Genomic DNA, 26,350 nt, shown 5'->3' with positions numbered 1-26,350 from the left:
CCGGCGTTCAGCGCCGCGCCAGCCAGACACCGAACACCGCCAGCGCCATGCCGGCGAGGGCCAGGCCGGAGAGCGTCTCGCCGAACAGGGCCCAGGCGAACAGGGCCGTGGTCGGCGGCGTCAGGTAGAACAGGCTGGCCACATTGACCGCGCTGCCCCGGCGTATCAGCAGGTTCAGCAGGCTCACCGCGCCGACCGAGAGCACCAGCACCAGCCAGGCCAGGGCGAAGACGAAATGCCCGGTCCAGCGGACCTCCATCGTCTCGGTCAGGCCGGCCGCCAGCGCGGTGACGACGAGGCAGGGCAGGAACTGGATCACCGAGCCGCTGCGCAGGTCGAAGCTCGGGCAGAAGCGCTTCTGGTACAGCGTGCCGGCGGTGATGCCGAACAGGGCGATCACGGCCGGCAGCAGCATCGTGAAGAGCGAGGCGCTGCTTGCGCCGGCCGCTACCTTGTGGGCCACGACCAGGCTCACACCGGCAAAGCCGAGCGCGAGGCCCAGCCATTGCGCCGGCCGCACGCGTTCGCCGAGCAAGGCGCCGGCGCCCAGGGCCGTCAGCACCGGCTGCAGGCCCACCACCAGGGCCGTGATGCCGGCCGGGAGGCCATGGCCGATGGCGATGAAGACACCGCCGAGGTACACGGCATGCACCAGCAGGCCCGAGACCGCGATGTGCAGCCATTCGCGGCGGCTGCGCGGCCAGGGTGCGCGGCTGAGCAGGGCAACGACGCCCATCAGCACCAGCACCAGGGCATAGCGCAGGCTCAGGAAAATGAGCGGCTCCGCATCGGGCAGACCGAACTTGGCACCGAGGAAGCCCGTGCTCCACAGGGCCACGAAGAGCAGGGGATAGAGCCGCGCCGAGGCGCTGGCCTGATCGTTGGATGGCATCAGTTCAAACCGGTCTCGGGCAGGAACTTCGGCGCCCGCAGCTGCTGGCTGGCCTGCTCGTAGGCGTAGGCGAAGGCCAGCACGCGCGCGTCCTGCCAGGCCTGCGAGGCGATGGACAGGCCCACCGGCAGTCCACCGACCTGGCCCATGGGCACGGTGATGTGCGGATAGCCGGCCACCGCGAAGATCGAGCCGAAGCCGCCGCCGCCCGGGCGGTCGCCGAGCAGGTGGTCGATGGACGCGGCGATGTTGCTGGTGGGGCCGACCACGGCATCCAGTTGGTGCTGGCCGAACAGCGCATCGATGCCCTCGGCGCGCGACAGCCGCCGGCAACTGGCCAGTGCCTCCAGGTAGGCCGGCGCCTCGATGCCGGCCGTGGCCTCGGCGGCTTCCAGCGTCTCCTGTGCGAAGAAAGGCATGGTCTTGTCGGCATGGGCCTTGTTCCAGGCGATCACGTCAGCCAGGCTCTTGACCGGCGCATCGCTCTGGTAGGCCGCCAGGTACTTGGCGAGGCCGTCCTTCAGCTCATGCAGCAGCACCGCGAACTCACCCCGGCGGGCTTCGGCGTAGTTCGGGATCACCACGGGGTCGACCAGGATCGCGCCCTGTTCGCGCAGCGTGGCCAAAGCCTGGTCGAACAAGGCGGCCACGCCGGGCTGATTCGGGATGGCGGCGCGCACCACGCCGATGCGCTTGCCTTGCAGCGCGTCGCGCTTCAGGCCGCTGAGGAAGTCCGGCGCCGTCGCGGGCTGGGTTTGGGTGATGGCGTCGAGCGGGTCGGCGCCGGCCAGCACCTGGGCCAGCACCGCTGCATCGGCAACGCGGCGAACGATGGGGCCGGCCGTGTCCTGGCTGGCCGAGATCGGGATGATGCCGGCGCGGCTCACGAGACCCACCGTGGGCTTGAAGCCGACCACGCCGCAGGCCTGGGCCGGCGAGCAGATCGAGCCGTCGGTCTCGGTGCCCACGGTCAGCGGCGCAAGGCTGGCGGCAGCGGCCGAAGCCGAGCCGGAACTGGAGCCGCTGGGGCTGCGGTTCAGGACATGCGGGTTGCGCGTCTGGCCGCCCCGGCTGCTCCAGCCGCTGCTGGAACGGTTGCTGCGGATGTTGGCCCATTCGCTGAGGTTGGTCTTGCCGAGGATGACGGCACCGGCCGCGCGCAGCCGCTCGACGATGTGGGCATCGCGCTGCGCGCGCAGGCCGGCGAGGGCCAGCGAACCGGCGGTGGTGCTCATCTTGTCGGCCGTAGCGATGTTGTCCTTCAAGAGCACGGGGATGCCGTGCAAGGGGCCGCGCAGCTGCGGTGATTTCTTGTGGCGCCGCTCGGCATCGAGCGCGCGGGCCTGGGCGAGCGCGTCGGGGTTCAGCTCGATCACGGCGCGCAGCTTGGGGCCGCGCAGGTTCAGGGCCTCGATGCGCTTGAGGCAGTGGCGCGTGAGCTCCACCGCGCTCAGCCGGCCGGCGGCCATGGCGGCTTGCAGGGCAGCCACGTCCAGCTTGTCCAGCGCGCCGAGGGCGGGTGCGTTCGCTGCCGAGGCCGTCGAGGACGCCAGCCCGGCTCCCAGGGTGGCGGCAGCCGCCGCAAAGCTTCTCCGGTTCAATTCGCTGCTCATCGCTATCGTCCTTCCATGCCTGCACAAAGACCCGGCGGATTGTGTCGGATCGTCGCGCCGCGTTCAGATGCCGCTTGATGCCGCGTGCGCGCCTCGCCACCGGCTTGCCCTGAGGCAAGGCTTTCGTTGTGTACTCGGATATATTTCGATCGATGAACACCCCCACCCCCCGCTTCAAGATCCTGCGCCTGGCCGCTGTTGCGGTCTTGGGCGCAGCCAGCCTCGCTGCCGCCGCAGCCGACCTCACGGTCTCGGCCGCTGCCAGCCTGACCAATGCCTTCAAGGAGATGGCGACGGGCTTCGAGGCCCAGCATCCGGGGACCAAGCTCTTGTTCAACTTCGCCGCCTCGGACGCGCTGCTGGTGCAGATCGCCAAGGGGGCGCCGGTCGACGTGTTCGCCTCGGCCGACCAGGAGACCATGGACAAGGCCGAGCAGCAGAAGCTCCTGCAGGCCGGCAGCCGCCGCAACTTCGTGGCCAACAGCCTGGTGCTGGTGACGCCGCTGGAAGGCGGCCTGCAGCTCAAGACCCTCGCCGATTTGCAAAAGCCCGAGGTCAAGCGCGTTGCGCTCGGCAAGCCCGAGGGCGTGCCGGCCGGCCGCTATGCCAAGAGCGCGCTGGAGGCGGCCAAGCTGTGGCCGGCCGTCGAGCCCAAGGCCGTCTACGCGCAGAACGTGCGCCAGGCGCTGGACTATGTGGCGCGCGGCGAGGTCGAGGCTGGCTTCGTCTACGCCACCGACGCCGCCGTGCAGAAGGACAAGGTCCGCCCCGCCTTCAGCGTGGCGACCGAGACGCCCATCCTTTATCCGATCGCCGGCGTGGCCGGTGGCCCCAATGCAGAGGGCGCCCGCCAGTTCCTGGCCTATGTGCAGTCGCCCGCCGGCCAGGCCGTGCTGGCGCGGCACGGCTTCCAGAAGCCCTGAGCTATGAGCAACCTGGACCCGGCCTGGATCGCCCTTGCGCTGTCGCTGAAGGTGGCCGGCTGGGCCACGCTGCTCAACCTGGTGCTGGGCGTGGCAGCTGGCTTCGCGCTGGCGCGCTGGCGCTTTCCCGGCCGCGAGCTGCTGGACGCGGTGCTGACCTTGCCCATGGTGCTGCCGCCCACGGTGCTGGGCTACTACCTGCTGGTGCTGATAGGCAAGCGCGGCTGGCTCGGCGCCTGGCTGCATGACAGCTTTGGCATCAACCTGATCTTCACCTGGCAGGGCGCGGTGATCGCTGCGACCATCGTGGCTTTCCCCTTGGTGCTGAAGTCGGCCCGCGCCGCCTTCGAGGGCGTGGATCCGCAGCTGGAGCGCGCCGCCCGCGTGCTGGGCCTCCCGGATTGGGCGCTGTTTTTCCGCGTGACCCTGCCCATGGCCTGGCGCGGCATCCTCGCTGGCCTGCTGCTGGCCTTTGCCCGCGCGCTCGGCGAATTCGGCGCCACGCTGATGGTGGCCGGCAGCATCCCGGGGCGCACGCAGACGCTGTCGGTGGCGGTCTACGAGGCCGTGCAGGCCGGGCAGGATTCGACCGCCAACACCCTGGTCTTGATCACCTCGCTGACCTGCATCGCCGTGCTGCTGGCGGCCGGGCGGCTGGCGCCGGCGAGGCCGCTCGCATGACGGTTTTCGACGTACAGATCCGCAAGCGGATCACGAGTCCAGGCCGCAATTTCGAGCTCGATGTGAGCTTCCGCACCGAGGCCCGCCGCACCGTGATCTACGGGCCCTCGGGCGCCGGCAAGAGCCTCACGCTGCAGGCCATCGCCGGCCTGCTGACGCCTGACAGCGGCCGCATCGCTTTCGGCGGCGAGCCCTTGTTCGACAGCCGCGCCGGCCTCGCGAGCCCGGCACGTGATCGGCGCTTCGGCTACCTGTTCCAGGACTACGCGCTGTTCCCGCACCTGAACGTGCGCCAGAACATCGCCTTCGGCCTGCGGCGCGGCTGGCGCAATCCACCGGCTCAAGTCCGCGAGGCGGCGGTCGAGCGCTGGCTGCTGGCCTTCGAGCTGCAGGCCGTGGCCGGCCAGCGGCCGCACCAGCTCTCGGGCGGCCAGCGCCAGCGCACGGCCCTGGCCCGGGCCCTCGTGAACCAGCCGCGCGCCCTGCTGCTGGACGAGCCCTTCGCCGCCCTCGACCCCGAGCTGCGCGAGCGCCTGCGCGACGAGTTGCAGGCTTTGCTCGATCGCATTGACATCCCCATGCTGATGATCACCCACGACCCCGAGGACCTGGCCCGCTTCGGCGAGGCGCGGCTGCAATTGCGTGATGGGCGCATCACGCCATGAGCCGCAGCAAGCCAGCGCCGGCACTGAGCGTCGAAGCCGAACTGCGCCTGAGCCTGCAAGGCCAGGCGCTGGCCAGCGCCCGCCACCTGGCCCTGCTGGCCGAGATCGCGCGGCTGGGTTCGCTCACGCATGCGGCCAAGGCGGCCGGCTTCAGCTACAAGGGCGCCTGGAACGCCATCGAGCAGATGAGCAACCTGGCCGGTGAGCCACTGCTGGAGCGCTCGGCCGGTGGCAAGGGCGGCGGCTTCACGCGCTTGACTGAGCGCGGCGCCCAGCTGGTGCGCAACTACGGCCTGATCCAGCAGGAGCATGCGCGCTTCGTCGCACGGCTCAACCAGCAATCGCAAGGCCTCAGCGCCGACTACGCACTCCTGGAAGGCATCGCCATGAAGACCAGCGCCCGCAACCAGTTCGCCGGCACCGTGAGCGCGCTGCGCACCGGCGCCGTCAACGACGAGCTGGAGCTGCAGGTGATAGGCGGCCAGACCATCGTCGCCACGCTTACGCGCGAGAGCAGCCGCGAGCTGGGCCTGGTCGTAGGGGCGAAGGCTTTCGCGCTGATCAAGGCCTCCAGCGTGCTGCTGATGACGGACGCCGAGGGCGTGAAGCTGTCGGCCCGCAACCAGCTTCGCGGCCGTGTGGCCCGCCTGACCGAGGGTGCAGTCAACAGCGAGGTGGTGCTGGAGTTGCCCGGTGGCGGCAGCGTCGCGGCCATCGTGACGCAGGCGAGCGCCGAGGCCCTGGGCCTGGCCGTGGGCAGCGAGGCCGTGGCCGTATTCAAGGCATCCAGCGTGATCGTGGGCGTGGCCGCCTGATCAGTTGCCGTCGCCGGCATCGCCATCGTCTGAGCGGGCCTTCTTGCGCGCCTTCAGTTCGGCCTTGGCCTTTTGCAGCTTCAGCTCGGCTGCGCTGTAGCCATAAGTGATGCGGCGCCCCGGCACTGGCTTCAGCGCCTCCAGCCGCCGGCCGCTGCCGACCCAGAACTGCCGCTCGCGCGTGGCCAGGCGCGAGGCATCGAAGTAGCGGGCTTGCCAGTCGGGCCCGGGCTTGTCGGGATCGAAAGCGATGTCGTAGAACTTGCGCGGGTCGACCTTGTCGGCCGTCTCGACCTGGGCGCCCTGGCGGAGCCAGTCGGCCGCAGCCGCGCGCTGCGCCTGGCGCTGCTCGTACCAGCGCCAGCGGTAGTGCTCGAACAGGTCGGCCACGTGGGTGGCATAGGCCTCGGCCACCAGGCGGTTGCCGCGTATGAACAGCATGTTCTCGTCGTTGTTGTACGAGGCCTTGTAGCCGAGGTTGTGGCTGCCGGTCACGACCAGGCAGTTGTCGGAGAACGGGTCGATCACCACGATCTTGTTGTGCACGATGGCATGGCCGGCCTTGTAGATCTCGCGCAGCCAGCGCTCCTCGTTCTTCAGGATGCCGGCCGGGGCAACGAACTCGGCATCCATCTCCGGCGTGCGCGAGGCCTCGAATTCCATCGCCGCCTCGGGGTCGCTGATGGCGCCGCGCACGAACAGCCACGGCTTCTCGCGACAGACGGCAGCGAGCTGCTTGGGCAGGGTCCAGGAGCGGTCGTTGCCGGCCTGGCCCGGCATGAAGGCCAGCACCAGCACGGCCTGCTTGGCCTGGGCCACGGCATTGAACAGGGTCTGCATGTCGGGCGGTGCGTCGGGCCGGCCGGGCACGCGCTTGGCGTCGGGGATCAGCGTGGGCGTGTTGGGCGAGAACCAGACGGCGGCCTGGGTCTTGCCATCCTTCAGCTTGGCAAAGGGCGGGGCCGGCGCATCGGCGGCCCGCAGCGCCGCGCCCTGCAGCGCGCTGACGGCCTTGGGCACGGGCGGAATGCCGGGCGCCAGCGTGTCGTCGCGCAGCCGTTTCCAGTAGTCGAGGTAGACGCCGGCAATGACCGGCGAGCGCAGGATGACGGCGTTGTTGCTCTGCGTGCAAAGGCCCGAGCGGGTCCAGTTGGTGCTGCCGGTCAGCACGGCCTGCGGCTGGCCGGCGGCATCGACCAGCACGACGAACTTGTTGTGGCCGATGCTGCGGCTGTCGGGCAGGTAGCGCGAGATCAGCTCGCAGCCGGACTGGCTCATCGCGGCGCGGCCCTTGCTGTTGGCGTTGTCGTAGCCCTTGGTCTTGTCGCCGGTGTTGTTGGACAGCACCAGGTGCAGGGCGCCGCCCGCCTCGGCCAGCTGGCTGATCAGCAGGTCATCGGTCAGCTCGTACAGCGCGGCATAGCAGCGGCCGCCGATGGCCTTGCGCTCGGCCAGCAGCTTGAGCAGGGCGCCTTGCAGCTCGCCGCTGAGCCGCGTGCGGGCGGCGCCCTGCGGGTCGTCGAGCGCCTTCTGCAGGGCATCGGCATTGCTGCCGCCATAGGGCGCCAGCAGCTTGACCAGGGCCTGGGTGGAGAGGATGCCGCGATTGAAATAGACCTCCAGGTCCGCGCCGATCTGCTCGGTGGCGGTGATCGGATCGGAGACCAGGGGCGCGAACCCGGGGAGGGGCTCAAAGCCCGCGCCCTTCTTGCGCATCGCCACCACCTGGTACTGCAGCGGCGTGTCGCGGCTGGCGCGGTCCAGGAAATCTCGCCAGTGGAAGCCGGTGACCGGCGAGACCGTGGTCGGCAGCTCGGCCTCTGCGCCCGGCCGGTTGTCGAACTGCAGGAGCGAGCGCAGCGGCTGCCAGGCCTCGGTGCTGCCGGCGGGGCGGCGGCTGATCATGAAGCCGGCGCAGTCCTTGATCGCACGGTCGAGCGACCAGGCGATGTGGACGATGTCGTTGTTGGCGATGACGCGGATGCTGGCAGCCATGGAACCCTCCTGGCACTGTGGCCGCTGGTAGATGACGACCCCGCGAGCGGCAGCAGGCCGGGGCCCGGCCATGATCTGACTTGACGATGACAAATCAAGCATCAAGCCAGTCAAACTGAAGCCTTCATCCCTCCGTTTGTGGAGGCTGCTCCTGCCGGTCGTGCCTGTGAGGGAATGGCGCTCGCCAGGCCAGCAGCACCGGCGGCACCGAGCACAGCAGCACCAGCAGGAAGAAGCGGCGGTAGTCCTGGCCCAGCGCCGTCCAGACCCAGCCGCTCAGGCTGCCGGTGGACCACTTGGTCAGCGCCATCACGCCGGTCGCCATCGCGTAGTGGGCCGTGCAGAAAGGGCCGGGCGCCAGCTGCTGCATCATGTAAAGCATGTGGCCGACCGAGCCCATGCCGAAGCCGAACTTCTCCACCGTCACCAGCGCTGCAATCATCCAGGGGCTCTCCGGCATTGCCTGGCTCAGCCAGAAGTAGGTGACATGGGGCAGGTTCAGCGTCAGCGCCAGCAGCAGGAAGGCGCGGGGCAGGGTGAGTCGCGCCGCCACCAGTCCGCCGAGCAGGGCGCCGGCAATGAAGGCCAGCGTGCCCACCGTGCCGTTGATGTGGCCGAGGGTGGCGTTGTCGAGCCCGAGGCCGCCGGCGCTGCGCGGGTCGAGCAGGAAGAGCGGGCCGAACTTCTCGATGAAGCCTTCGCCAAAGCGGTAGAAGAAGACCACGGCCAGCATCATCGCCATCTGCGGCTTGCTGAAGAAGCTCACCCAGGTCTCGCGCAGCCCCTGCAGGCCACCGGCCTGTGCTGCAGGCGAGGCAGGCGCTCCGGTCGGCAGCATGCGCAGATGCCAGAGGCCGAAGCCGCCCATCAGCAGCGCCGCCGCCGCCATCACCAGCATCCAGCATTGCACCCAGGGCAGGGCGAAGCGCGTGTGCAAGAGGCCGGTGGCCGAGACCAGCAGGCCCGAGGCCAGCACGGCGCCGAGGTTCCAGCACATGCCCTGCAGGCCGGCATAGCGGGCCTGGTCGCGCGGCGCCATCGTGGCCATGAAGAGGCCGTCGGCCACGATGTCCTGCGTGGCCGAGGCAAAGCCGGTGATCCAGAAGAAGGCGAGCGAGGCCTGGAAGAAGCCCTCCAGCGGCAGGCAGAAGGCCACGGCGCCCAGCGAGGCCATCATCAGGAACTGCATGCGCAGGATCCACCAGCGCTGGCCGCGCAGCGGCTCCAGCAGCGGCGCCCACAGCGGCTTCAGCACCCAGGGCAGGTACATCTGCGAGGTGTAGAGCGCGATGTCCTCGTTGGCGATGCCGAGGTTCTTGTAGAGGATGGCCGCCACCGCGCCCACCATCACATTGGGCAGGCCCATGGCCAGGTAGAGCGAGGGCACCCAGCAAAGCGGATGGCGGGCGGCGCGGGCGGAGCGGTTCATGCGTGGGGGTTGGCGTGGGCCGGCATGTCGTGAGCGAGATCATGATGCCCTGATCGATGCCGATCCCGAATGGGCCAGCTATCCGGATTCTGTGTCCTGCCATATCGATATGGCATGGCTGCCAAACGCTCATGCAGATGAGCGCCGCCGGCGAGAGGGCGCAAGTAAATTGCGCCGGCCGTCATCGAAGAATGCACGGCGCTAACGCAGAAAAGACGGAGACAAGCAATGAACATGAACAGACTGCCCGCCCTCTGGGCCGGGCTGGGTCTCAGCGCAGCCCTGCTCGGGATTTCGTTTGACGCCAGCGCCGCCCTCAGCGTCACGACCACGCACGACAGCAACAACCCGGCCCGCCCGATGTACACCATCGACACCAATGGCGGCCTGGTGTTCAAGGTGCGGGGCTATGACAACGGCGCGAGCACGCAATCGGCCGGGGACATCTCCAGCCTGGTCTACAAGGGCGTGCAGTACGCCGACCAGACCAAGGGCACCCAGCTCAACAGCGGCGCCGACTACCTCTACAAGACGACCTCCATCGTCGGCGTGAAGGTGGAACTGGTTGACGCCAATGGCACTGCCACGCCGGCCTCGACCACCAATGGCGGCGTGGCGACCGGCAATGACTACATCAAGGTCACGCTGACCAGCGACGGTGGCGCGGCCGGCATGCTCACCCACTACTACCTGGTGAAGAACGGCCAGCCCCATGTCTACATGGGCACCTATTTCACCGGCGAGCCTGACACCTTGAACCTGGTGCGCTACATCGTTCGCGTGCCCATCGCGGCCCTGCCGAACGGCACGGCGGCGGGCACGCCCGGCGGCCTCACGAGCGATGGCTACTGGCCCGACGACCTGCGCGGCACCAATGCCGCCGTCGAGGCCAGCGACGTGTTCGGCTTCGCGAGCACCGATGCCCGCTACGGCCAGACCCGCTCCAAGCATTACTCGAACATGCGGCTGAAGGACTGGTCCTACATAGGTGGCACCGGTCCCGGCGTGGGCCTGTGGATCATGCGAGACAACAACGAAGGCAACTCCGGCGGCCCCTTCTACCGCAGCCTCTTGAACCAGATCACGGCCACCAACAACGAGATCACCTACATCGTCAACTACGGCGAGGGCCAGACCGAGGCCTACCGCTTCAATGTGCTGAACAGCTACACGCTGATGTTCACCGACGGCACGCCGCCGGTGGCGCCCGACACTGGCTGGTTCGGCAAGCTCGGCCTGCTCGGCTATGTGCCGCCGGTGGGGCGCGGCTCGGTGGGCGTGGCCGGCCTCAGCGGCCGCGTGCCGGGCGTTGCCTACACGGCGGGCTTTGCCAACGCCAATGCCCAGTACTGGGCCGATGTGGACCCGGTGGACGGCCACTTCACCAGCACCGGCATGCTGCCCGGCACGTACTCGATGACGATCTACAAGAACGAGCTGGCCGTCGACAGCCGCAGCGTCACCGTCACTGCCAATGCCAACTACCAGCTGAATGCCTTCGCCCTCACCGGCGACCCGGACACCACGCCCGCCATCTGGCGCATCGGGACCTGGGACGGCACGCCGCGCGAGTTCATCAACGGCGACAAGCTGACGGTGATGCATCCCTCCGATGTGCGCATGAGTTCCTGGATCGTTCCCGACTACGTGGTCGGCAGCTCCAACGCCGCCACCGGCTTCGCGGCCTACCAGTGGAAGGACGTCAACGGCGCGGTCAAGATCCGCTTCACCCTGCGCCGGGGTCAGGCCTTGCCCTACACCTTGCGCATAGGCACGACGACCGAGATGGGCGGTGCCCGGCCGCAGGTGACGGTGAACGGCTGGACCTCGGCCATCCCGCCGGCCACGCCCAAGGTCTCGCGCAACCTGACGGTGGGCACCTACCGCGGCGTCAACCGCCTGTACACCTACAACATCCCGGCCAGCGAGCTGATCGTCGGCGAGAACGTCCTGACCATCTATCCGGTCAGCGGCACGGCGGGCGTCAAGTACTTGAGCCCCGGCATCGCCTACGACGCGGTCGACCTGATCCGCACGCCCTGAGTCCCCCAGAAGAATTGCGAAAGCACCCCATGAAGAAACTCCTTGCAAGCCTGCTGCTCACTGGCCTGGCCCTGCCGGCGCTGGCCGGCCCGACCCTGAGCTTGGGCAGCGGCTCGGCCGTCAAGTACGTGCAGTACGCGGCCGACTTCGAGCTCAACACCGGCCTCGCCAACGACTACCTGGAAGGCGGCCTGCTATTCCGCTATGTCGGCAGCGGCGACAACGCCGGCTGTGGTTACGCCGGCGTCGATTGCGTCGATCCCGGCGGCAGCTACAGCGCCGCCTTCACCGGCAACTACCTGGCCACCAGCGGCAGCAATGCCTATCTGAGCATCAAAGCCACCGACCGCGACCTCACCGCCATCGAGTTCGCCGCCGACACCGGCTTCGACACCCGCGTCTACGGCTACTGGCAGACCTGGCGCGATTCGGTGATGACCGGCTCGGGCAACTTCGACCTCGGCGCCGCCGGCATTGGCGGCGTGATCGGGCTCAGCGATGCGGCCGGCTTCGACGAGGTGCGCTACTTCACGTTCTCGTCCAACGGCAAGAGCGCGGGCTTCAGCGCGCCGGCCCTGGATTCGGTGCGTGGCTTCGCCGTGCCGGAGCCCGGCACGGCGGCCCTGCTGGGGCTGGGCCTGTTCGGCCTCTGCGTGGCGGGCCGCCCACGCCAGCGAGGCTGACCCGGGCAAGGGGCGAGGCGCGGCTGCTACGCTGGCGGCCCTGCAGCCGCCATGCCTCGCCCGCCATGTCCAGCCCGCCAGCGCCTTCACGACGCGAAGCCTTCGCCTTCTGGCTCAAGCTCGGCTTCATCAGCTTCGGCGGCCCGGCCGGCCAGATCGCGGTGATGCACGAAGAACTGGTCGAGCGCCGCCGCTGGATTTCGGAGAACCGTTTTCTCCATGCGCTGAACTACTGCATGGTGTTGCCGGGTCCGGAGGCCCAGCAGCTGGCCACCTACATCGGCTGGCTGATGCACCGAACCTGGGGCGGCATCGTGGCCGGCGCGCTGTTCGTGCTGCCCTCGCTGTTCATCCTGATCGCCCTGTCCTGGATCTACCTGGCCTGGGGGCAGGTGCCCCTGATCGCCGGTGTCTTCTACGGCATCAAGCCGGCCGTCACCGCCCTGGTGCTGCATGCGGCCTGGCGCATAGGCTCAAGGGCCCTGAAGAACGGCTGGCTCTGGGCCATTGCGGCGGCCTCCTTCGCGGCGATCTTTGCGCTGCAGCTGCCGTTCCCGCTGATCGTGGCGGCCGCCGGCCTGATCGGCTTCGTGGGCGGCAAACTGAAGCCCGAGGTCTTTCGCGGCGGTGGCGGGCATGGCGCCGCCAAGGCCGGTTACGGCGCAGCGGTGATTGATGACAACACGCCCACGCCGGCCCATGCCCGTTTCAGCTGGGCTCGCTTGCGCCAGGTGGTGCTGGCTTTCGTGGCGATCTGGCTAGGCGCCATCGGCGGCCTCTGCGCGGCCTTCGGTTGGGAGGCCGTGCTGACGCAGATGGCCTGGTTCTTCACCAAGGCCGCGCTGCTGACCTTTGGTGGCGCCTATGCCGTGCTGCCCTACGTCTACCAGGGCGCGGTCGAGCATTTCCAGTGGCTGACGGCGCCGCAGATGATCGACGGCCTGGCGCTCGGCGAAACCACGCCGGGCCCCTTGATTATGGTCGTGTCCTTCGTCGGTTTTGTGGGCGGCTGGAGCAAGTCCTTGTTCGGCCCCGAGCACCTGCTGCTGGCAGGCGCGGTCGCGGCGAGCGTTGTCACCTTCTTCACCTTTCTGCCGTCCTTCTTCTTCATCCTGCTCGGCGGGCCCTTCATCGAGAGCACGCATGGCAAGCTGCAGTTCACCGCGCCGCTGACGGCGATCACGGCTGCCGTGGTCGGCGTGATCCTCAACCTGGCGCTGTTCTTTGCGTACCACGTGCTGTGGCCGCAGGGCCTCGGTGGGCGCTCTGAATGGGGGGCGGCCCTGATCGGCCTGGCGGCCGCGCTGGCGCTGTTCCGCTTCAAGCGCGGCGTGATCGAGGTGGTGCTGGGCGCGGGGCTGGCGGGCCTGACGTTGCGGCTGCTGGCCTGAGCGGTCTGCTCAGCAGCCTTCCACCTCAAGCCCGCTGACGCGCTGGCTGCGGCCATCGATCAGGTAGCGCACCACGCACTGGAAGTCGACCGGGCCCTTGGCTCCCGTCAGCTTGGCCGACTTGGCATAGACATAGATGCTGGAGCCATCTCGCTGCGGATAGACGGCCGATGGCGCGCCTAGCTTGGCACGCAGCTCCTGCACCGGCGCGCCGCGCCAGGCCGAGAGGCTTTTGTCGAACTCGGCCTGGCGGGCGGCGTCGATCTGCTGCTGCCCGCTCATCGGCGCCACTGGGTGCGGGGCCGGGCCGGGTGATGGCAGGGCGGCGCAGCCTGCGAGCAGGCAGGCCATCGCTGCGCTAGAGCAAATGCTTTGTATCGGCGCCTTCATGTCTCTGCTGTGCTCTGCACCGTGATGAGAAGGCTTCCAGCCTATAGGCTTGCGGCGCGAATGCTGTATCCGATTGAAAACTACGCAAAGCTGCGCTGGCCCGGCCTCAGGTGGCTGCTGATGCGGCGCTGCTGCTGGCGCTCTCGGACTTCTGCAGCAGCACGGTGACCATCATGACGGCCGTGAGCAGCTCGGCCTCAGGCGACTCGTCCAGCAGCTCGATGACGTGGCGCTCACGCAGCGACAGCCATTTGGCGTCGGCCCGGGCCAGGATGCGGCCGCTGCGCTCCAGTTCGAAGCTCATGTCGAGCAGGCCGCCGCGGAGCTCGGCGCCGTCCAAGGGGCCGCCCTGCACCTGCACGCGCCGGCGCCAGCCCCAGCGGGTCCTCAGCAGGAATGGCGAGCCATTGGCCTGCACCTCCCAGCAAGGCAGCCAGCTGAGCAGCCTGCGCTTGAGGCGCGCGGCTTCGCGGCCGTCCCGGGTCAGCACCCAGGTCGGGTTGAACCAGGCGAACTCCCAGGTCGCCTCGTAAAGCAGGCGTTCGTCGGCGTCGAGGATCTGCAGCCTTTCCTTCAGGCTCAGCAGCTTGCGTTTGATGCTCAGGATTTTGCTCACGGTGCCTCTTGGTTTGAATTGATTGCCTCGAGAACGGGCTAGGGTTGGGGCTGCACCCAGGCGTCATAGGCCTGCGGCCCGCCGAAGCGCCCCCAGGCCTCGGCCTCGGGGCGGCCCAGCGTGGCGGCCATCAGCAGGCCATTCATCTCGCCAACCAATCGGGTGTGCAGGATCTTGTTCTCGGGGTTCTTGTGCAGGAAGAAGGCGACGCGGTGCTCCTTGGTCGAGAGGCGCAGCCAGTCGGCGTCTTCCTCACGCGCCATCGGCGTCAGCGGTGCGAGGAAGTCCAGCATCCGCTGCGAGGCGCGCCAGGTGCCGCCGGTGGGGCTGACCACGGGTTTGCCATCCAGCACGATGTGGCGGTCGTCATAGGCCACGACGATCAGGCGATGCCGTGCGTCGCGGTCCAGCCATGCCAGCAAGCGCTGGCCATGGCCTTGCGCGGCCTCGAAGTTGTAGTTGGCATCGAGCAGCGCAATGCGCTCGACGCTGGCCGGGATATCGCCCTGTTCCATCAGCCCGAAGATCAGACTGCCGCCACCGCTGTGTGCCATCAGCTCGATGCTCACGGGCCCGGGCAGCGGTGCGGACAGGCCGTCGATCAAACGGGCGATGCGCTCATTCGCGTCTGAGCGGGCGCGCCGCCAGGCCGGCCAGGAGCGGCCCTCGGCCTCCATCAGCACCAGCACGATGTTCTGCTGAGGGCTGACTTCGCGCAGCCGCCGCACCTGGGCACCGATGTGCTGGATGTCGTAGTGCCAGTCCATGCCCGGCTGCAGCCGGGCGCCCAAGGTTTGCTCGATGCTGTTGCCATTAGGCAGGGCATAGGCGATCAGGCGCGTGGGCTTGGCCGGATCCAGGCGGGCCGGCGCGTTGTAGAGCAGGCGGATGCCGCCCTCCAGCCGCTGTTCCAGCTGGCGTTCACCGAAATGGGGCGTGGGCCGGAAGTTCGGCAGCTCGGCCGGGTGATGTGCACAGCCACCGAGCGGCAGAACGGCTGCGAGCAGGCAGGTGATCAGGCAGGTGATCAAGCAGGCGGGTGGGCGCATGGGGCATTCTCGCAACGAAGCAGGCCGGCACCGCAGGCATCATGCGAGGGTGACGACGCCAGACGCTCAGCCCGCTACCGACCTTCATGCCTTGCTGCTAGCCGCCGCCCGCAGCGGCGATGCCGGGCATTTTGACGAGCTGCGCCAGGCCCTGACCGGCCCTGCCAGCGCTGGCGCGACCATCGCGCCAGCCTGGCAGCGCTTCTTCGCTGCCGGCGGCGAGGCGCTGTGGGCCGACCTGCCGCACCGCGCCGAGCGGGTGCGGCGGCGCATCCACGAGGACGGCGCCAGCCACAACATCCATGGCCGTGAAGGCGCGGCCGCGCGCGACTGGCCATTGGAGCTGCTGCCGCTGCTGGTCGGCAGCGAAGACTGGCGCCGCATCGAGGCCGGCGTGCTGCAGCGCGCCCGCCTGCTCAATGCCGTGCTGGCCGATGTCTATGGCGAGCAGCGGCTCTTGAGCCAGGGCCAGCTGCCGGCCTCGCTGGTGCTGGCACATCCGCAATACCTGCGACCCCTGCATGGCTGCCGGCCGCCGGGCGGCGTCTTCCTGCACCTGCTGGCCGTGGACCTGGCGCGCGGGCCGGACGGCGGCTGGTGGGTCGTGGGCCAGCGCTGCCAGGCGCCTTCGGGCCTCGGCTACCTGCTCGAGAACCGCCTGATCGTGGCCCAGCAGTTCCCGGAGGCTTTCCGCGAGCTGGGCGTCCAGCGCCTCGGGGCTGCGCTGCAGTCTTTCATGCAGGGGCTGATGCGCTTGTCGCCGGCTGGCGAGCGCTCGCACGTCGCCCTGCTGACGCCAGGGCCCTTGAGCGAAACCTATTTCGAGCAGGCCTTCCTGGCCCGCCACCTGGGCCTCAGCCTGGTGGAGGCGGGCGATCTGACCGTGCGCGGCGACCAGCTGTTCCTGAAGACCCTGCACGGGCTGGAGCGCATCCATGTGCTCTTGCGCCGGGTCGACGACGAGTACCTGGACCCGCTGGAGCTGCGCCCCGACTCCACGCTCGGCGTGCCCGGCTTGCTGCAGGCGCTGCGCACCGGCGGCGTGGTACTCGCCAATGCGCCCGGCGCTGGCTGGCTGGAGAGCCCCGGGCTCGCGGCCTTCTGGCCCGGCGTCTGCGAGGCCTTGCTCGGCGAGCCGCTGCAGCTGCCGGCCGCCACGGCCTGGTGGTGCGGCGAGGCCGCCGTCTGGCAGCGTTGCCGCGAGCAACTGGCCGACTACGTGCTGGCGCCCAGCTTCCCGGCCAGCGATTGCACGCAGAGCTTCACGCCGCAACTGCTCGCCGGGCTGGACGCCGCCGCGTTGGCCGAGGTGGCGCGCCGCGTCGAGGCCGACCCGGCGGCCCACACCTTGCTCGCAAGGCTGCGTCCGGCTGAAACCCCGGTCTGGCGTGCGGGCGCGCTGGAGCCCCGGCCGGCCGTGCTGCGCGTCTATGCGATGGCCGATGGCCTCGGCGGCTGGCAACTGCTGCCCGGCGGCCTCGCGCGCGTGGCGAGCCGGGGCGAGGGCGGGGCCGATGCCTGGCTGTCGATGCGCGAGGGCAGCGCCAGCGCCGACTGCTGGGTGCAGACCGAGGGCCCAGTCGATCGCAGCAGCCTGCTGCCACGCCCGCTCACGGCCGCGGAACTGACGCAGATGCAGCGTCGCGTCAGCAGCCATGCGGCCGAGAACCTGTTCTGGCTCGGCCGCTACACCGAGCGTGCCGAGAACAGCCTGCGCCTCGCGCGGCTCAGCCTGGAGACGCTGGCCGCCGTGCAGCGCAACGCCGCGCCGCCCGAGCTGCTGCAGATGCTGGCCCGCCTGTGCCATCAACAAGGCCTGCTGGCCCAGCCGTTGCCTGCGGAGACCGGCGCCCAGGCTTTCGAACAGCAGCTGATTCACTCGCTCGGCGTGCTGGACGGCGCGCACAGCGTGGCCTGGAACCTGCAGGCCCTGGCCCGCGCCGGCCAGGCCTTGCGCGAGCGGCTCTCGGGCGAGCATTGGCAGCTGATCAGCGAACTGGGCGAGCAGTTCCGCCAGCAGCTGGCAGCGGCCCTGCAAAGCGGCACGGCCGAGCCGCTGGCCGATGTGCTGGCGGTCCTCAATCGCGCGGCCACCCAGCTTGCCGCCATCACCGGCGCCCAGACCGACCGCATGACCCGCGACGACGGCTGGCGCTTGCTCAGTGTGGGCCGCCAGATCGAGCGGCTGGACTTTCTGTCGGGCGCGCTCGCACTGGGCTTGGAGCATGGCCTGTCCGAGCAGGACGAAGGCTTTGCACTGCTGCTGGGCCTGTTCGATTCCTTGATCACCTACCGCGCCCGCTTCCAGGCGCGGCGCGAGCGCTTGCCGCTCTTGCAGCTGCTGGTGCTGGATGGCGACAACCCGCGCTCGCTGGCCTGGGTGGCGCGCACCTTGCGCGAGCGGCTGCTCAAGCTGGCCCGCCATGAGCAGGCCTGGGCCGAATCGGCGGTGGCTGCCTTGCCCCGCCCCGAGCAATGCCCGCTGGAATCGCTGAGCGATCCCGCCGTGCTGGCGAGCCTGCTGCGCGATTGCGGCAGCGAGGCACGGGCCCTGTCGCTGGCCATCAGCCGGCGCTTCTTCGCCCATGTGGGCGTGCACGACCACCGGGTGTGGCAATGAGCTCCGCTGACTTGCGCTGGCTGCGGGTGCGGCACGACACGGTCTACCACTACGGCGCGCCGGTGGAGCTGGCCCATCACCTGGCCTGCCTGGTGCCGCGCGAGACGCCCTGGCAGCGGGTGCGTGGCTGGCGGCTGCAGATCAGCCCGCGCCCCGCGCTCTGGGCGCTGGACGAGCCGCCGGCCCAGGCGCTGAGCCGCGACCCCTGGGGCAACGGCCGCCTGCTGTTCGAGCATCACGAGGTGCATGAGCGGCTGTGCGTGAGCAGCAGCTTCGAGGCGGGCCTGATGGCGCCGCCGCTGCCCAGGCTCTGGGTCGAGAGCAGCCCGCCGTGGGAGCAGGTGGCCGAGGCTTTGCGCTACCGCAGCGGCAATGCGCCGCTGGAGGCGGCCGAGTTCGCGCTGGCCTCGCCGCTGGCCCTGCCCAGCGCGGCCCTGGCCGATTTCGCGCGCCGTGCCTTCCTGCCCGGCCGGCCGCTGGCGGCCGGCGCGCAGGCGCTGATGAACCAGATCCATACCGAGTTCCGCTACCTGCCCTTGAGCACCGACGTGGGTACGCGGGCCGACCAGGTGCTGGCCGGCGGCCAGGGCGTGTGCCAGGACTTCGCCCACCTGATGATCGCGGCCTGCCGCTCGCTCGGGCTGGCAGCCCGCTATGTCAGCGGCTACCTGCTGACGCTGCCGCCATCGGGCCAGCCGCGCCTGATCGGTGCCGATGCCTCGCATGCCTGGGCGCAGGTCTGGTGCCCCGAGCAGGGCTGGCTGGCACTCGACCCGACCAACAACCTGGCTGCCGCGCTGGACCATGTGACCCTGGCCTGGGGCCGCGACTATGCCGATGTGGCACCGCTGCGCGGCGTGCTGCGCGGCGGCGGCCAGGCGCGCTTGCAGGCGGCGGTGACGGTCGAGCCGCTGTAGCGCCCGGGCGGCGCTACAGATTGACGGCGAACAGCCGCCGCATGAACAGGTCCTTGAAGCTGTGGGCCTCGCCAAGCCCCAGCCGCTCCAGGTAGGCCGGCGGCACCGGCCGCTCGCCGGTCAGGCTCTGGAAGATCATCGGTAGCAGCTCGGCCGGGTGGTGGCTGGCGTGCTTGAGCTTCTTCAGCGCGCGCACGATCTTCAGCTCGTCCTCGTCCAGGTCGGTGCCGAACGGGAAGTCGGGCAGGTGACCCGCATTGCGCCAGGGCCGCAGCCGCTCACGCAACATCTCGGGCCGGTTGTGGCGGTAGCGCTCGTCGATCTCGTGATCGACCGACAGCTTGCCGCGCGCCTTGGCCTCGGCCAGCAACTGGTCCTGGAAGCGCGAGTCGGCGATCTGCAGCAGGCGTTTGATCACGGCCTCGTCGGTCTGGCCGCGCAGGTCGGCCACGCCGTATTCGGTGATCACGATGTCGCGCAGATGGCGCGGGATGGTGCAGTTCGCATAGTCCCAGACGATGCTGCTGGACAGGCCTGCCGCGTTGTCGTGCGTGGCGCGCAGCATCAGGATGGAGCGGGCGTCGCGCAGGGCATGGCCCATGGCGACGAAGTTGTACTGGCCGCCCACGCCCGAGACCATCTGGCCCGAGGCGAGCGCATCCGAGGAGGCGGCGCCCAGCAGCGTCACCTTCATCGTGGTGTTCATCAGCCTTGCATGGCGGCGCTGGGCGCGCTTCAGCGCCTCATCGGCAAGGGCGTCGCCATAGAGCTCGTTGATGAAGCCGATGCGCGTCATCGAGATCTGCTCGCGCAGGTCTTCGGGCAGTTCGCGCAGCCGCTGGTAGAAGTCGCGCGGGCCGAGGAAGAAGCCGCCGTGCATCCGGGGCGCGTTCAACCACTGCTCGCCGAGGGCGCTGGTGTCGTCGAGATCGGCGGGCAGGGCGTCGGGCCTCAAGATGCCGAAGCGGCGCAGCCAGGCGATGTCGGCCGGGCGCAGCGGCCAGGCGATGCGGCCGCGCTCCCGCAGCAGGGCCAGCAGGCCGGGGCCGGGCCGCTCGGCCAGCCGGCCTTCGTTGGCCAGCGTTTGCAAGAGCGGGTCCATGAACACGCGGCGTCGCACGATGCCGGCGTCGATCAGCCGCATGAAGCCATTGACGAACATCTCGGAGCAGCCGTAGAGGCCCTGCGAGAAGGTGCCCAGCTCGCGGCCGTCAAGACCCTCGGGGCAGAGCGCGGCGAGCATCTGGCGGTAGTCCTCGCCCTGGTGCTCGCGCACGATCAAGGCATTGGCGATGGCATCGCCGAGCGAGCCTATGCCGATCTGCAGCGTGCCGCCGTCCACCACCAGGCTGGACGCGTGCAGGCCGATGGCGTGGTCGGCCCAGGCGATGGCGGCATTGGGCGGCGCGAACAGCGCGTGGCGGCAATCCGGGCTGTCGATCACGAGGTCGAAGCAGTCCGGGCCTGCAACGGCCTCGCCCGGCATGAAGGGCAGCTCGCGGTTGATGGCGGCCACACGCAGCAGCGGTCGGCCGAGCTGGCGCTGCTGTTCGATCAGGTCCAGCGTCAGGTCGGGGTTGCAGGACAGCGAGAGCTGGCCGTCCCGCTCGGCCACGGCCTGGGCGATCAGGTTGACGCCCTGCGCCGCCATGTCGCGCACGGCGAAGCTGTAGTTGGTGCAGACGAAACCTTGCTGGGCCGCGTCGTTGCCGAGGTAGTCCCCGGTCTTCATGAAGAACTCGTGCACCTGGATGTTGGGCGGCAGGCCGGTGCCGCGCAGGGCCTTCACGTAGTCGAGGTCGGGGTAGTCGGCGAACACCCGCTCGGCCAGCGGCGCGAGGAAATGCTGCTCCAGCTCGCTCTTGCCGACCGGCCGCTCCAGCGAGAGCGCCGTGAAGATCTTCAGCCGCCGCCCGGGCTCGGCCGCCACACGCCGGTACAGCGCATTGACGAAGGGGTTGGGCTTGCCGAGGCCCAGGGGGATGGCCATCACGATCTCGCCGGGGATGCGGGCCAGCACCTGATCGACGGCCGTGCTGATGTCTGTGCAGGTCTGCATGTCTTGTTGTCTCCTGTCCCTCAGTGTGCCGCCGGCCGCCCCCTGGCGACTTGATGCTGGGCAAGGCTCGCCTACCAGCGGCAGCCCTTGCCGCGTGCGGCATCGAGGGCCAGCGGCACAACGGCCAGGATGCCGGCCTGCTCATAGGCGCGGCGGCAGTCGGCGCGCTTGGCGGCTTCCAGCTCCTGCTCCAGCTTGCTCTTCTTGTCGGGCGGCACCGGCAGTACCTCCAGCATGCCCTTCACGCCCTGGCGCGCCAGCGGGCCGCCGGCGCGCGGCAGCGAGAGGTCCAGCTTGGGCGCGCTGGCGCCTGGGGCGGGCGGCAGGGCCAGGTCGGCACCGACGCGGCTGCCGGCATCGGGCGCACCGACGGCGGGCGCATTGCTGGCGCCTGGACTGGTGACCAGGCGCTGCGGTGCCTCGCTGGGGCTGGGTGTGGAGCTGGGCGCAGGGCTGGCTGGCGTGGTGGTCTGGGCGGCTGGCTGCGGGCTCGACGGGATGCTTGGCTGGGTGCTGGGCGAAGCTGCTGTCGGTACGGGCTCGGGCCCTGGCTTCGGCACTTCGGGCAGCGGCGCCAGCGTGGGCGCGGGGCGGGCCTGAACGGGCGTTGGCAGGCTGGGCAGGGGCTTGCTCAGCACGGGCGCGGCCACCGGCGTGCTGAAGCTGCTGACCGGACTGGGCGCCTGCGGCAGCGTCGGCAAGGCGGTGTCGGCCGCCTGCACGGCGCTGGGCAGGGCCGGCAGCGGCCTGCTGACCGGCGTGGGCGGTCTTGCCTCGCTGAGCCGCGACACCGGTCGAGCCGGCGCTGCCAGCTCTGGCATCGCGTTCGTGCTGACGGCCGTGGCCTGGGGCAGGGCGCCGGGCAAGGGCTGCAGGCTGGGGGCCGCTGGGTTGACGATGGCGCGGGTCACCGGCGCGAGCGCCGGGGCGGGGGGCGCCAGTGCCGAGCTGGAAGGCAAGGCCTCCAGCTTTTGCAGCGGGCTGGGCGCTGGCGCATTGAGCTGGCCGCGCACGACCGGCTGCGGTGTTGGCGGCAACGGAGCGAGTGCCGGGTTGCCGGCCTCCAGGCTGCTGCCCGCCAGCTTCTCACTGGGCAGCGGCTGCAGCTGGCCGCCGGGGGCGGTGTCGGCCAGGCGGCTGAGCTGCGCTTCCTCGCGGGTCGGGTTGGTCTGGCCGAGGCGGGCGGCGCCGGGCGCGGCATCGGCGGGGGGCGCCTCGCTGCGCACCCGGCCGCCGACGCGCGGCGCGCTCCGTGGCGCGGCCTCAGCGCTGCTGGGACTCGGCAGGGCGGCGCTGGTTTCGCCACCTTCGCGGGCCGGGCCGCTCTCGCCGCGCAGCGTCACATTGATCCGGCCCCACAGGCCTTCACCGGGGCGGGCCGAGCCAGGCGCGGAGCCGAGCCAGGCGACCAGGAGGCCGTGCACCAGCAGGGCCAGCAGCAGGCACTGCTCCAGCCGCGTGGGCGGGCGCGCCACCGTGGGCCAGGCGACGACGGACGGGGCTGGTCTCAGCGACAGGAGCACGGGCTTGCTTGCAAGGCGAGATGGCGATGGCCCGTAGTGTCACGCATCACCGGCCGGCTTTATGTCGGCCGCGACATAAATCGGGCAAACCCCGGACAAGCCGGCGCGCTGCAATGGCGGCCAGGCATTCGTACAGGAGTTCCGCCCCATGCATCCCCATGACAAACACGACCATGATCTCGGTCTCGCCCACGACCTCGAACAGCTGCTGCGCCAGCGCCGCCGCGCCCTGGGCTGGCTGGCCGGCGCCGGTGCCCTCGGCCTGCTCGGTTGTGGAGGCGGCGACAGCGCCAATGCTTCTTCCTCGGCCAGCAGTTCCGGCGGCAGCGGTGGTGGCACGACGACCACGCCCTCGACCGGCACGTGCAGCGTCATTCCCGAAGAGACAGCCGGCCCCTATCCCGGCGACGGCTCCAACAGCTCGGTCGGCGGCGTGGCCAATGCCTTGATGCTGAGCGGCATCCTGCGCTCCGACATCCGCACCAGCATCGCGGGAGCGAGCGGCACGGCCGGCGGTGTGCCCTTGACGATCACGCTGCGCCTCGTCAACACGAACAGCTCCTGCGCCGACCTGTCGGGCTATGCGATCTACCTCTGGCATTGCGACCGCGAGGGCCGCTACTCGATGTACTCGACCGGCGTCACGGCCGAGAACTACCTGCGCGGTGTGCAGGTCACCGGCAGCAGCGGCACGGTCACGTTCACCACCGTCTTTCCCGGTTGCTACGACGGTCGCATGCCCCATATGCATTTCGAGGTCTATCGCAGCAGCACGGCCGCCACCTCGTACTCGAACAAGCTCAAGACCTCGCAGATCGCCTTCCCCAGCGATGTCTGCTCCACCGTCTACAGCAGCGCCAGCGGCTACAGCGCCAGCGTATCGAACTTCGCGCGCATCAGCTTCGCCAGCGACAACGTGTTCAGCGACGGCTACAGCAGCCAGCTGGCCACGCTGACCGGCTCGGTGGCGGCCGGCTATGCCGCCACGCTGACCGTGGGCATCTCGGTGTGACGAGGCGCCCGGCACCTGGGTTATCGTTTCCTGACTGCCCGCCGGGCGCTCTGGAGATTGCGATGACCCGCGTGCTGGTGGTGGACGACGATGCCGAAATCCGCGATTCGCTGCAGCACTACCTGCAAGGCTTTGCCATGCAGGTGAGCACGGCCGCCGACGGCCGCGAGATGCGCCGCCTGCTCGGCGGCACCAGCTTCGAGGTCGTGGTGCTGGACCTGATGCTGCCCGACGAGAACGGCCTCTCGCTGTGCCAATGGTTGCAGCAGCAGCACCCGGACACCTCGGTCATCATGCTGACCGCCCAGGGCGACCCGATCAGCCGCGTGCTCGGCCTGGAGATGGGGGCCGACGACTACCTGGCCAAGCCCTTCGAGCCGCGCGAGCTGGTGGCGCGCATCAATGCCGTGCGGCGCCGGCTCAGCAAGGGCGAGCGCCTGGCCGATTCGGAGCGCAGTCTGCAGTTCCAGGGCTGGCGCTTCGACCGACTGCTGCGACAGCTGGTTTCGCCCGAGGGCGTGGTGGTGGCGCTCTCGAGCGCCGAATACCGCTTGCTGAATGCCTTCGTCGAGCGACCGGGCCGCGTGCTGAGCCGCGAGCAGCTGATCGAGATGAGCCGCGCGCCGGGCGTCGAGGTCAACGACCGCAGCATCGACCTTGCGGTCTCGCGGCTGCGCCAGAAGCTCGGCGATTCGCCCAAGGAACCGCGCCTGATACGCACGCTGCGCGGCGAGGGCTATCTCTTTGATGTACAGGTCACCCCATGCGCCTGAGCTGGTTCACCGACACGCTGGCCAAGCGTCTCTTCTTGTTGATGTGGGTGGCGCTGGTCGGCAGTCATCTGCTGGCCTATGGGGCGGTGAACCTGGTTCATTTCGAGCACCGCGGCATGCCCATGGTGATCCCGACACTGCCTTCATTGCCGCCGACCCCTGGCCTGCCGGGCGGGCGTTGGATGCCGCGCGATGGCGAGGCCCGCCCACCGCCGCCTGCACGTGGGGAACCCGGCCTGGGCGAAGAAGGCCTGGGCCTGCGGCCCGAGACCGAGACCGGGGGCGGTGGCCCCAGCATGCCGCCGCGGTCGATGAGCTCGGGCCTGCCTGCCGGTGTGCTGCTGATGGACTACGCCATTCGCCTGCTGGTGATTGCCCTCGCCGCCTGGTGGGGATCGCGCTGGCTGGCCGCGCCGATGAAGAAGCTGGTCGACGCTTCGGATGCGCTGGCTGCCAGCATCCGCAGCGGCCCACAGGCCGGCGCCACACCGGTGCCACTGGACGAGCAGCGAGGCACGCGCGAGGTGCGCGAGGCGGCCCGGGTCTTCAACAGCATGGCCACGCAGCTGCGTCGCCAGTTCAGCCAGCGGGCGCTGATGGTCTCGGCCATCTCGCACGACCTGCGCACCCCGCTGACCCGGCTGCGCATGCGGCTGGAGACACTGGGCCTCGACCCCGAGCCGCTGCAGCGCTCGGTCACCGACATCCGCGAAATCAATGCCCTGGTCGACACCGTGCTGGAGGTGTTCCGCGGCGACAGCGGTGCGGCCGAGGCGCCGCAGGCCAATGACATCGCCGCCCTGCTGCAGGCCCTGTGCGACGACCTGGCCGAGCAGGGCCTGGCCGTCACCTTCGAGGGCGAAAGCCTGGTGCGCGAGATCCAGCCGCAGGCCTTGCGCCGCGTGCTGGGCAACCTGATCGGCAATGCGCTGCGCTATGGCGGCCGCGCCGACGTGAAGCTGCAGCGCGACGAGCGCGGCGGCTTCAGCATCACCATCGACGACAACGGACCCGGCATCCCGGCTGCGCAGCTCGAAACGGTCTTCGAACCCTTCTACCGCGTCGAGGCCTCGCGCAACCGCCACACCGGCGGCATGGGCCTCGGGCTCTACATCGCGCGCGACCTGACGCAGCGCATGGGCGGCACGCTCCAGCTCAGCAACCGCGAGGGCGGAGGCTTGAGGGCCGAGGTCGTACTGCCCTAGGCGGTATCTGCCGTGGCGGCAGCGCCGAAGGGCGCGTGGGCCACGGGGCTGGTCATGGTTTCTTCGTCCCGCGGACAAAGCCAGCAATGGCCTCCGCAATGCCGGGTGCCAGGGGCAGGCTGGGGTCGGCATAGGTCGCAAAGTTGGCGGCCGGCGTGTCTCCCGCCACGGCCTTGAGCACATGGTTGACGCCGGGCAGCAGCACCAGCTTGGCCTTGACGTCGGCCTGGCTGAGGCGCCGCGCATCGTCGACGCCGACCTGCAGGTCGCGCTCGCCCTGCAGTATCAGCACGGGCCCGCTGTAGGCGCCGAGCAGCTTGGCAGGGTCGAGGCCGAAAGTGGAGATCAGAAAGCCCTGGACCGCCGGCGCGAAGATGCGCTGCAGGGCCGGATGCAGGGCCGACACGTCGACACGCTCGCCCTGCGTGAGCCGCGTGATGGTGCTCTCCGCATCTTTCAGGATTGGCGCATTCGCGGCGTTGGCGCGGAACTGGTCGCGCAAGACCTCGCCGAGCGGACGGCCACCGGCCGCCACCAGGATGAGGCCGCACAAGCCCTCCGGCCGCTGCGCCGCGGCCAGGGCCACCAGGCCGCCTTCGCTGTGCCCGAGCAGCCAGACGCAGGGCGCGCCCGTCTTGTGCTGGATGACGCGGGTCCAGGCCTGCGCATCGGCCGCGTAGTCCGCGATCGTCACCTGATTCGCATCCGGGATGGCGCCGCCGCTGGCGAACATGCCGCGCTTGTCGATGCGGACCGTGCTGACGCCTTGCGCCGCGAGGGCCTCGGCTAGCAGGCGATAGGGCGCGGCCTTGACGCCGAGCGGGTTGTTGCCATCCCGGTCGGTCGGGCCGGAGCCTGGAATGATCAGCACGACGGGGCTGTTGGCCCCGGCCGGGTCGGCGGACCGCAGCGTGGCCTTCAGCGGGCCTTGCGGCCCTGCCGCTTCAAGAAACTCCTCAGGAGAGGCGGCGAGCGCAGTGTGCGCCGTTGCTGCCATCAGCAGGGCGCCGAGCAGCGCCGACAGGACGGTGGTCTTGGTCTTCTTCATGTGCAGTT

At 69.8% G+C, this 26,350-nt stretch carries 22 protein-coding genes; 12 read left to right on the top strand and 10 right to left on the bottom strand.

What is annotated here, in order from left to right; all coding sequences use genetic code 11:
- Window positions 1-7: 7 nt before the first annotated feature.
- Both J7U46_RS07715 and J7U46_RS07710 read right to left on the bottom strand, forming a co-directional pair.
- The gene (locus tag J7U46_RS07715; protein ID WP_282824426.1) at window positions 8-892 is read right to left on the bottom strand and encodes a DMT family transporter; all 885 of its coding nucleotides are present in this window, start codon (window positions 890-892) and stop codon (window positions 8-10) included.
- The gene (locus J7U46_RS07710; protein ID WP_282824424.1) at window positions 892-2,505 is read right to left on the bottom strand and encodes an amidase; all 1,614 of its coding nucleotides are present in this window, start codon (window positions 2,503-2,505) and stop codon (window positions 892-894) included. The genes J7U46_RS07715 and J7U46_RS07710 overlap by 1 nt, the downstream gene beginning before the upstream one ends.
- A gap of 152 nt (window positions 2,506-2,657) precedes the next feature.
- Between J7U46_RS07710 and modA the strand changes: the two genes are divergently transcribed.
- The 4 genes from modA to J7U46_RS07690 are packed head-to-tail and all read left to right on the top strand — an operon-like array spanning window position 2,658 to window position 5,589.
- The gene (modA, locus tag J7U46_RS07705; RefSeq protein ID WP_282824422.1) at window positions 2,658-3,428 is read left to right on the top strand and encodes a molybdate ABC transporter substrate-binding protein; all 771 of its coding nucleotides are present in this window, start codon (window positions 2,658-2,660) and stop codon (window positions 3,426-3,428) included.
- A gap of 12 nt (window positions 3,429-3,440) precedes the next feature.
- Window positions 3,441-4,109 (top strand): molybdate ABC transporter permease subunit, encoded by a 669-nt coding sequence (gene modB / locus J7U46_RS07700; RefSeq protein WP_282825020.1) that lies wholly within the window; start codon window positions 3,441-3,443, stop codon window positions 4,107-4,109.
- Complete coding sequence (locus J7U46_RS07695; protein WP_282824420.1) at window positions 4,106-4,774, top strand: ATP-binding cassette domain-containing protein; 669 nt, start codon at window positions 4,106-4,108, stop codon at window positions 4,772-4,774. The genes modB and J7U46_RS07695 overlap by 4 nt, the downstream gene beginning before the upstream one ends.
- Complete coding sequence (locus J7U46_RS07690) at window positions 4,771-5,589, top strand: TOBE domain-containing protein (protein WP_282824419.1); 819 nt, start codon at window positions 4,771-4,773, stop codon at window positions 5,587-5,589. The genes J7U46_RS07695 and J7U46_RS07690 overlap by 4 nt, the downstream gene beginning before the upstream one ends.
- Here the strand turns inward: J7U46_RS07690 and J7U46_RS07685 are convergent, their stop codons facing one another.
- Together J7U46_RS07685 and J7U46_RS07680 are read right to left on the bottom strand one after the other, a co-directional pair.
- On the bottom strand, window positions 5,590-7,584 hold the full coding sequence (locus J7U46_RS07685) for a phospholipase D-like domain-containing protein (protein ID WP_282824417.1): 1,995 nt from the start codon (window positions 7,582-7,584) through the stop codon (window positions 5,590-5,592).
- A 124-nt stretch (window positions 7,585-7,708) separates the two neighbouring features.
- Window positions 7,709-9,013 (bottom strand): MFS transporter, encoded by a 1,305-nt coding sequence (locus J7U46_RS07680; RefSeq protein ID WP_282824415.1) that lies wholly within the window; start codon window positions 9,011-9,013, stop codon window positions 7,709-7,711.
- A 228-nt stretch (window positions 9,014-9,241) separates the two neighbouring features.
- On the opposite strand from J7U46_RS07680, the gene J7U46_RS07675 reads away from it, so the two are divergent.
- The 3 genes from J7U46_RS07675 (at window position 9,242) to chrA (ending at window position 13,130) form a co-directional block, all read left to right on the top strand.
- Window positions 9,242-11,056: a rhamnogalacturonan lyase B N-terminal domain-containing protein gene (locus J7U46_RS07675; protein WP_282824413.1), complete on the top strand. Its 1,815-nt coding sequence runs from the start codon at window positions 9,242-9,244 to the stop codon at window positions 11,054-11,056.
- A gap of 29 nt (window positions 11,057-11,085) precedes the next feature.
- Entirely contained in the window at window positions 11,086-11,739 is a 654-nt protein-coding gene (locus J7U46_RS07670; RefSeq protein WP_282824411.1) for a PEP-CTERM sorting domain-containing protein, read from the top strand.
- Window positions 11,740-11,804: 65 nt separating this feature from the next.
- Entirely contained in the window at window positions 11,805-13,130 is a 1,326-nt protein-coding gene (gene chrA / locus J7U46_RS07665; protein ID WP_282824409.1) for a chromate efflux transporter, read from the top strand.
- A gap of 9 nt (window positions 13,131-13,139) precedes the next feature.
- Here chrA and J7U46_RS07660 read toward each other — a convergent pair whose 3' ends face one another.
- The 3 genes from J7U46_RS07660 to J7U46_RS07650 form a co-directional block, all read right to left on the bottom strand.
- Window positions 13,140-13,412 (bottom strand): hypothetical protein, encoded by a 273-nt coding sequence (locus J7U46_RS07660; protein WP_282824407.1) that lies wholly within the window; start codon window positions 13,410-13,412, stop codon window positions 13,140-13,142.
- A gap of 214 nt (window positions 13,413-13,626) precedes the next feature.
- The gene (locus J7U46_RS07655; RefSeq protein WP_282824406.1) at window positions 13,627-14,136 is read right to left on the bottom strand and encodes a hypothetical protein; all 510 of its coding nucleotides are present in this window, start codon (window positions 14,134-14,136) and stop codon (window positions 13,627-13,629) included.
- 38 nt (window positions 14,137-14,174) lie between these two features.
- Window positions 14,175-15,185 (bottom strand): hypothetical protein, encoded by a 1,011-nt coding sequence (locus J7U46_RS07650; RefSeq protein WP_282824404.1) that lies wholly within the window; start codon window positions 15,183-15,185, stop codon window positions 14,175-14,177.
- A 49-nt stretch (window positions 15,186-15,234) separates the two neighbouring features.
- Here J7U46_RS07650 and J7U46_RS07645 point away from each other — a divergent pair, with 49 nt between their 5' ends.
- Window positions 15,235-17,805 (top strand): circularly permuted type 2 ATP-grasp protein, encoded by a 2,571-nt coding sequence (locus J7U46_RS07645; RefSeq protein WP_282824402.1) that lies wholly within the window; start codon window positions 15,235-15,237, stop codon window positions 17,803-17,805.
- Window positions 17,802-18,722, top strand: coding sequence for a transglutaminase family protein (locus J7U46_RS07640; RefSeq protein ID WP_282824401.1), 921 nt, complete (start codon window positions 17,802-17,804; stop codon window positions 18,720-18,722). The genes J7U46_RS07645 and J7U46_RS07640 overlap by 4 nt, the downstream gene beginning before the upstream one ends.
- Before the next feature lie 13 nt (window positions 18,723-18,735).
- Here the strand turns inward: J7U46_RS07640 and J7U46_RS07635 are convergent, their stop codons facing one another.
- Both J7U46_RS07635 and J7U46_RS07630 read right to left on the bottom strand, forming a co-directional pair.
- Window positions 18,736-20,781, bottom strand: coding sequence for an acetyl-CoA hydrolase/transferase C-terminal domain-containing protein (locus tag J7U46_RS07635; RefSeq protein WP_282824400.1), 2,046 nt, complete (start codon window positions 20,779-20,781; stop codon window positions 18,736-18,738).
- A gap of 71 nt (window positions 20,782-20,852) precedes the next feature.
- Entirely contained in the window at window positions 20,853-22,304 is a 1,452-nt protein-coding gene (locus tag J7U46_RS07630; protein WP_282824398.1) for a hypothetical protein, read from the bottom strand.
- A gap of 148 nt (window positions 22,305-22,452) precedes the next feature.
- On the opposite strand from J7U46_RS07630, the gene J7U46_RS07625 reads away from it, so the two are divergent.
- From J7U46_RS07625 to J7U46_RS07615, 3 genes are all read left to right on the top strand, one after another.
- Window positions 22,453-23,316 carry an intradiol ring-cleavage dioxygenase gene (locus J7U46_RS07625; RefSeq protein ID WP_282824396.1) on the top strand — a complete coding sequence of 288 codons (864 nt, stop codon included), beginning with the start codon at window positions 22,453-22,455 and terminating at the stop codon, window positions 23,314-23,316.
- A gap of 62 nt (window positions 23,317-23,378) precedes the next feature.
- Entirely contained in the window at window positions 23,379-24,089 is a 711-nt protein-coding gene (locus J7U46_RS07620) for a response regulator transcription factor (protein WP_282824394.1), read from the top strand.
- Window positions 24,080-25,294, top strand: a complete 1,215-nt coding sequence (locus tag J7U46_RS07615; RefSeq protein ID WP_282824373.1) for an ATP-binding protein — start codon at window positions 24,080-24,082, stop codon at window positions 25,292-25,294. Before J7U46_RS07620 ends, J7U46_RS07615 begins: the two co-directional genes overlap by 10 nt.
- A 52-nt stretch (window positions 25,295-25,346) precedes the next feature.
- Here the strand turns inward: J7U46_RS07615 and J7U46_RS07610 are convergent, their stop codons facing one another.
- The gene (locus tag J7U46_RS07610) at window positions 25,347-26,342 is read right to left on the bottom strand and encodes an alpha/beta fold hydrolase (RefSeq protein ID WP_282824371.1); all 996 of its coding nucleotides are present in this window, start codon (window positions 26,340-26,342) and stop codon (window positions 25,347-25,349) included.
- Window positions 26,343-26,350: the final 8 nt, after the last annotated feature.

The sequence above is a fragment of the Pelomonas sp. V22 genome, assembly GCF_030014915.1.
In the GTDB taxonomy this organism is placed as follows: domain Bacteria; phylum Pseudomonadota; class Gammaproteobacteria; order Burkholderiales; family Burkholderiaceae_C; genus JAUASW01.
This window is presented reverse-complemented; position numbering and strand designations above follow the sequence as displayed.

Coding starts and splice junctions, on each gene's coding strand:
- J7U46_RS07715 (WP_282824426.1), bottom strand. CDS start 892: ATGCCATCCAACGATCAGGCCAGCGCCTCGGCGCGGCTCTATCCCCTG.
- J7U46_RS07710 (WP_282824424.1), bottom strand. CDS start 2,505: ATGAGCAGCGAATTGAACCGGAGAAGCTTTGCGGCGGCTGCCGCCACC.
- modA (WP_282824422.1), top strand. CDS start 2,658: ATGAACACCCCCACCCCCCGCTTCAAGATCCTGCGCCTGGCCGCTGTT.
- J7U46_RS07695 (WP_282824420.1), top strand. CDS start 4,106: ATGACGGTTTTCGACGTACAGATCCGCAAGCGGATCACGAGTCCAGGC.
- J7U46_RS07690 (WP_282824419.1), top strand. CDS start 4,771: ATGAGCCGCAGCAAGCCAGCGCCGGCACTGAGCGTCGAAGCCGAACTG.
- J7U46_RS07685 (WP_282824417.1), bottom strand. CDS start 7,584: ATGGCTGCCAGCATCCGCGTCATCGCCAACAACGACATCGTCCACATC.
- J7U46_RS07680 (WP_282824415.1), bottom strand. CDS start 9,013: ATGAACCGCTCCGCCCGCGCCGCCCGCCATCCGCTTTGCTGGGTGCCC.
- J7U46_RS07675 (WP_282824413.1), top strand. CDS start 9,242: ATGAACATGAACAGACTGCCCGCCCTCTGGGCCGGGCTGGGTCTCAGC.
- J7U46_RS07670 (WP_282824411.1), top strand. CDS start 11,086: ATGAAGAAACTCCTTGCAAGCCTGCTGCTCACTGGCCTGGCCCTGCCG.
- chrA (WP_282824409.1), top strand. CDS start 11,805: ATGTCCAGCCCGCCAGCGCCTTCACGACGCGAAGCCTTCGCCTTCTGG.
- J7U46_RS07660 (WP_282824407.1), bottom strand. CDS start 13,412: ATGAGCGGGCAGCAGCAGATCGACGCCGCCCGCCAGGCCGAGTTCGAC.
- J7U46_RS07650 (WP_282824404.1), bottom strand. CDS start 15,185: ATGCGCCCACCCGCCTGCTTGATCACCTGCCTGATCACCTGCCTGCTC.
- J7U46_RS07640 (WP_282824401.1), top strand. CDS start 17,802: ATGAGCTCCGCTGACTTGCGCTGGCTGCGGGTGCGGCACGACACGGTC.
- J7U46_RS07635 (WP_282824400.1), bottom strand. CDS start 20,781: ATGCAGACCTGCACAGACATCAGCACGGCCGTCGATCAGGTGCTGGCC.
- J7U46_RS07625 (WP_282824396.1), top strand. CDS start 22,453: ATGCATCCCCATGACAAACACGACCATGATCTCGGTCTCGCCCACGAC.
- J7U46_RS07620 (WP_282824394.1), top strand. CDS start 23,379: ATGACCCGCGTGCTGGTGGTGGACGACGATGCCGAAATCCGCGATTCG.
- J7U46_RS07615 (WP_282824373.1), top strand. CDS start 24,080: ATGCGCCTGAGCTGGTTCACCGACACGCTGGCCAAGCGTCTCTTCTTG.
- J7U46_RS07610 (WP_282824371.1), bottom strand. CDS start 26,342: ATGAAGAAGACCAAGACCACCGTCCTGTCGGCGCTGCTCGGCGCCCTG.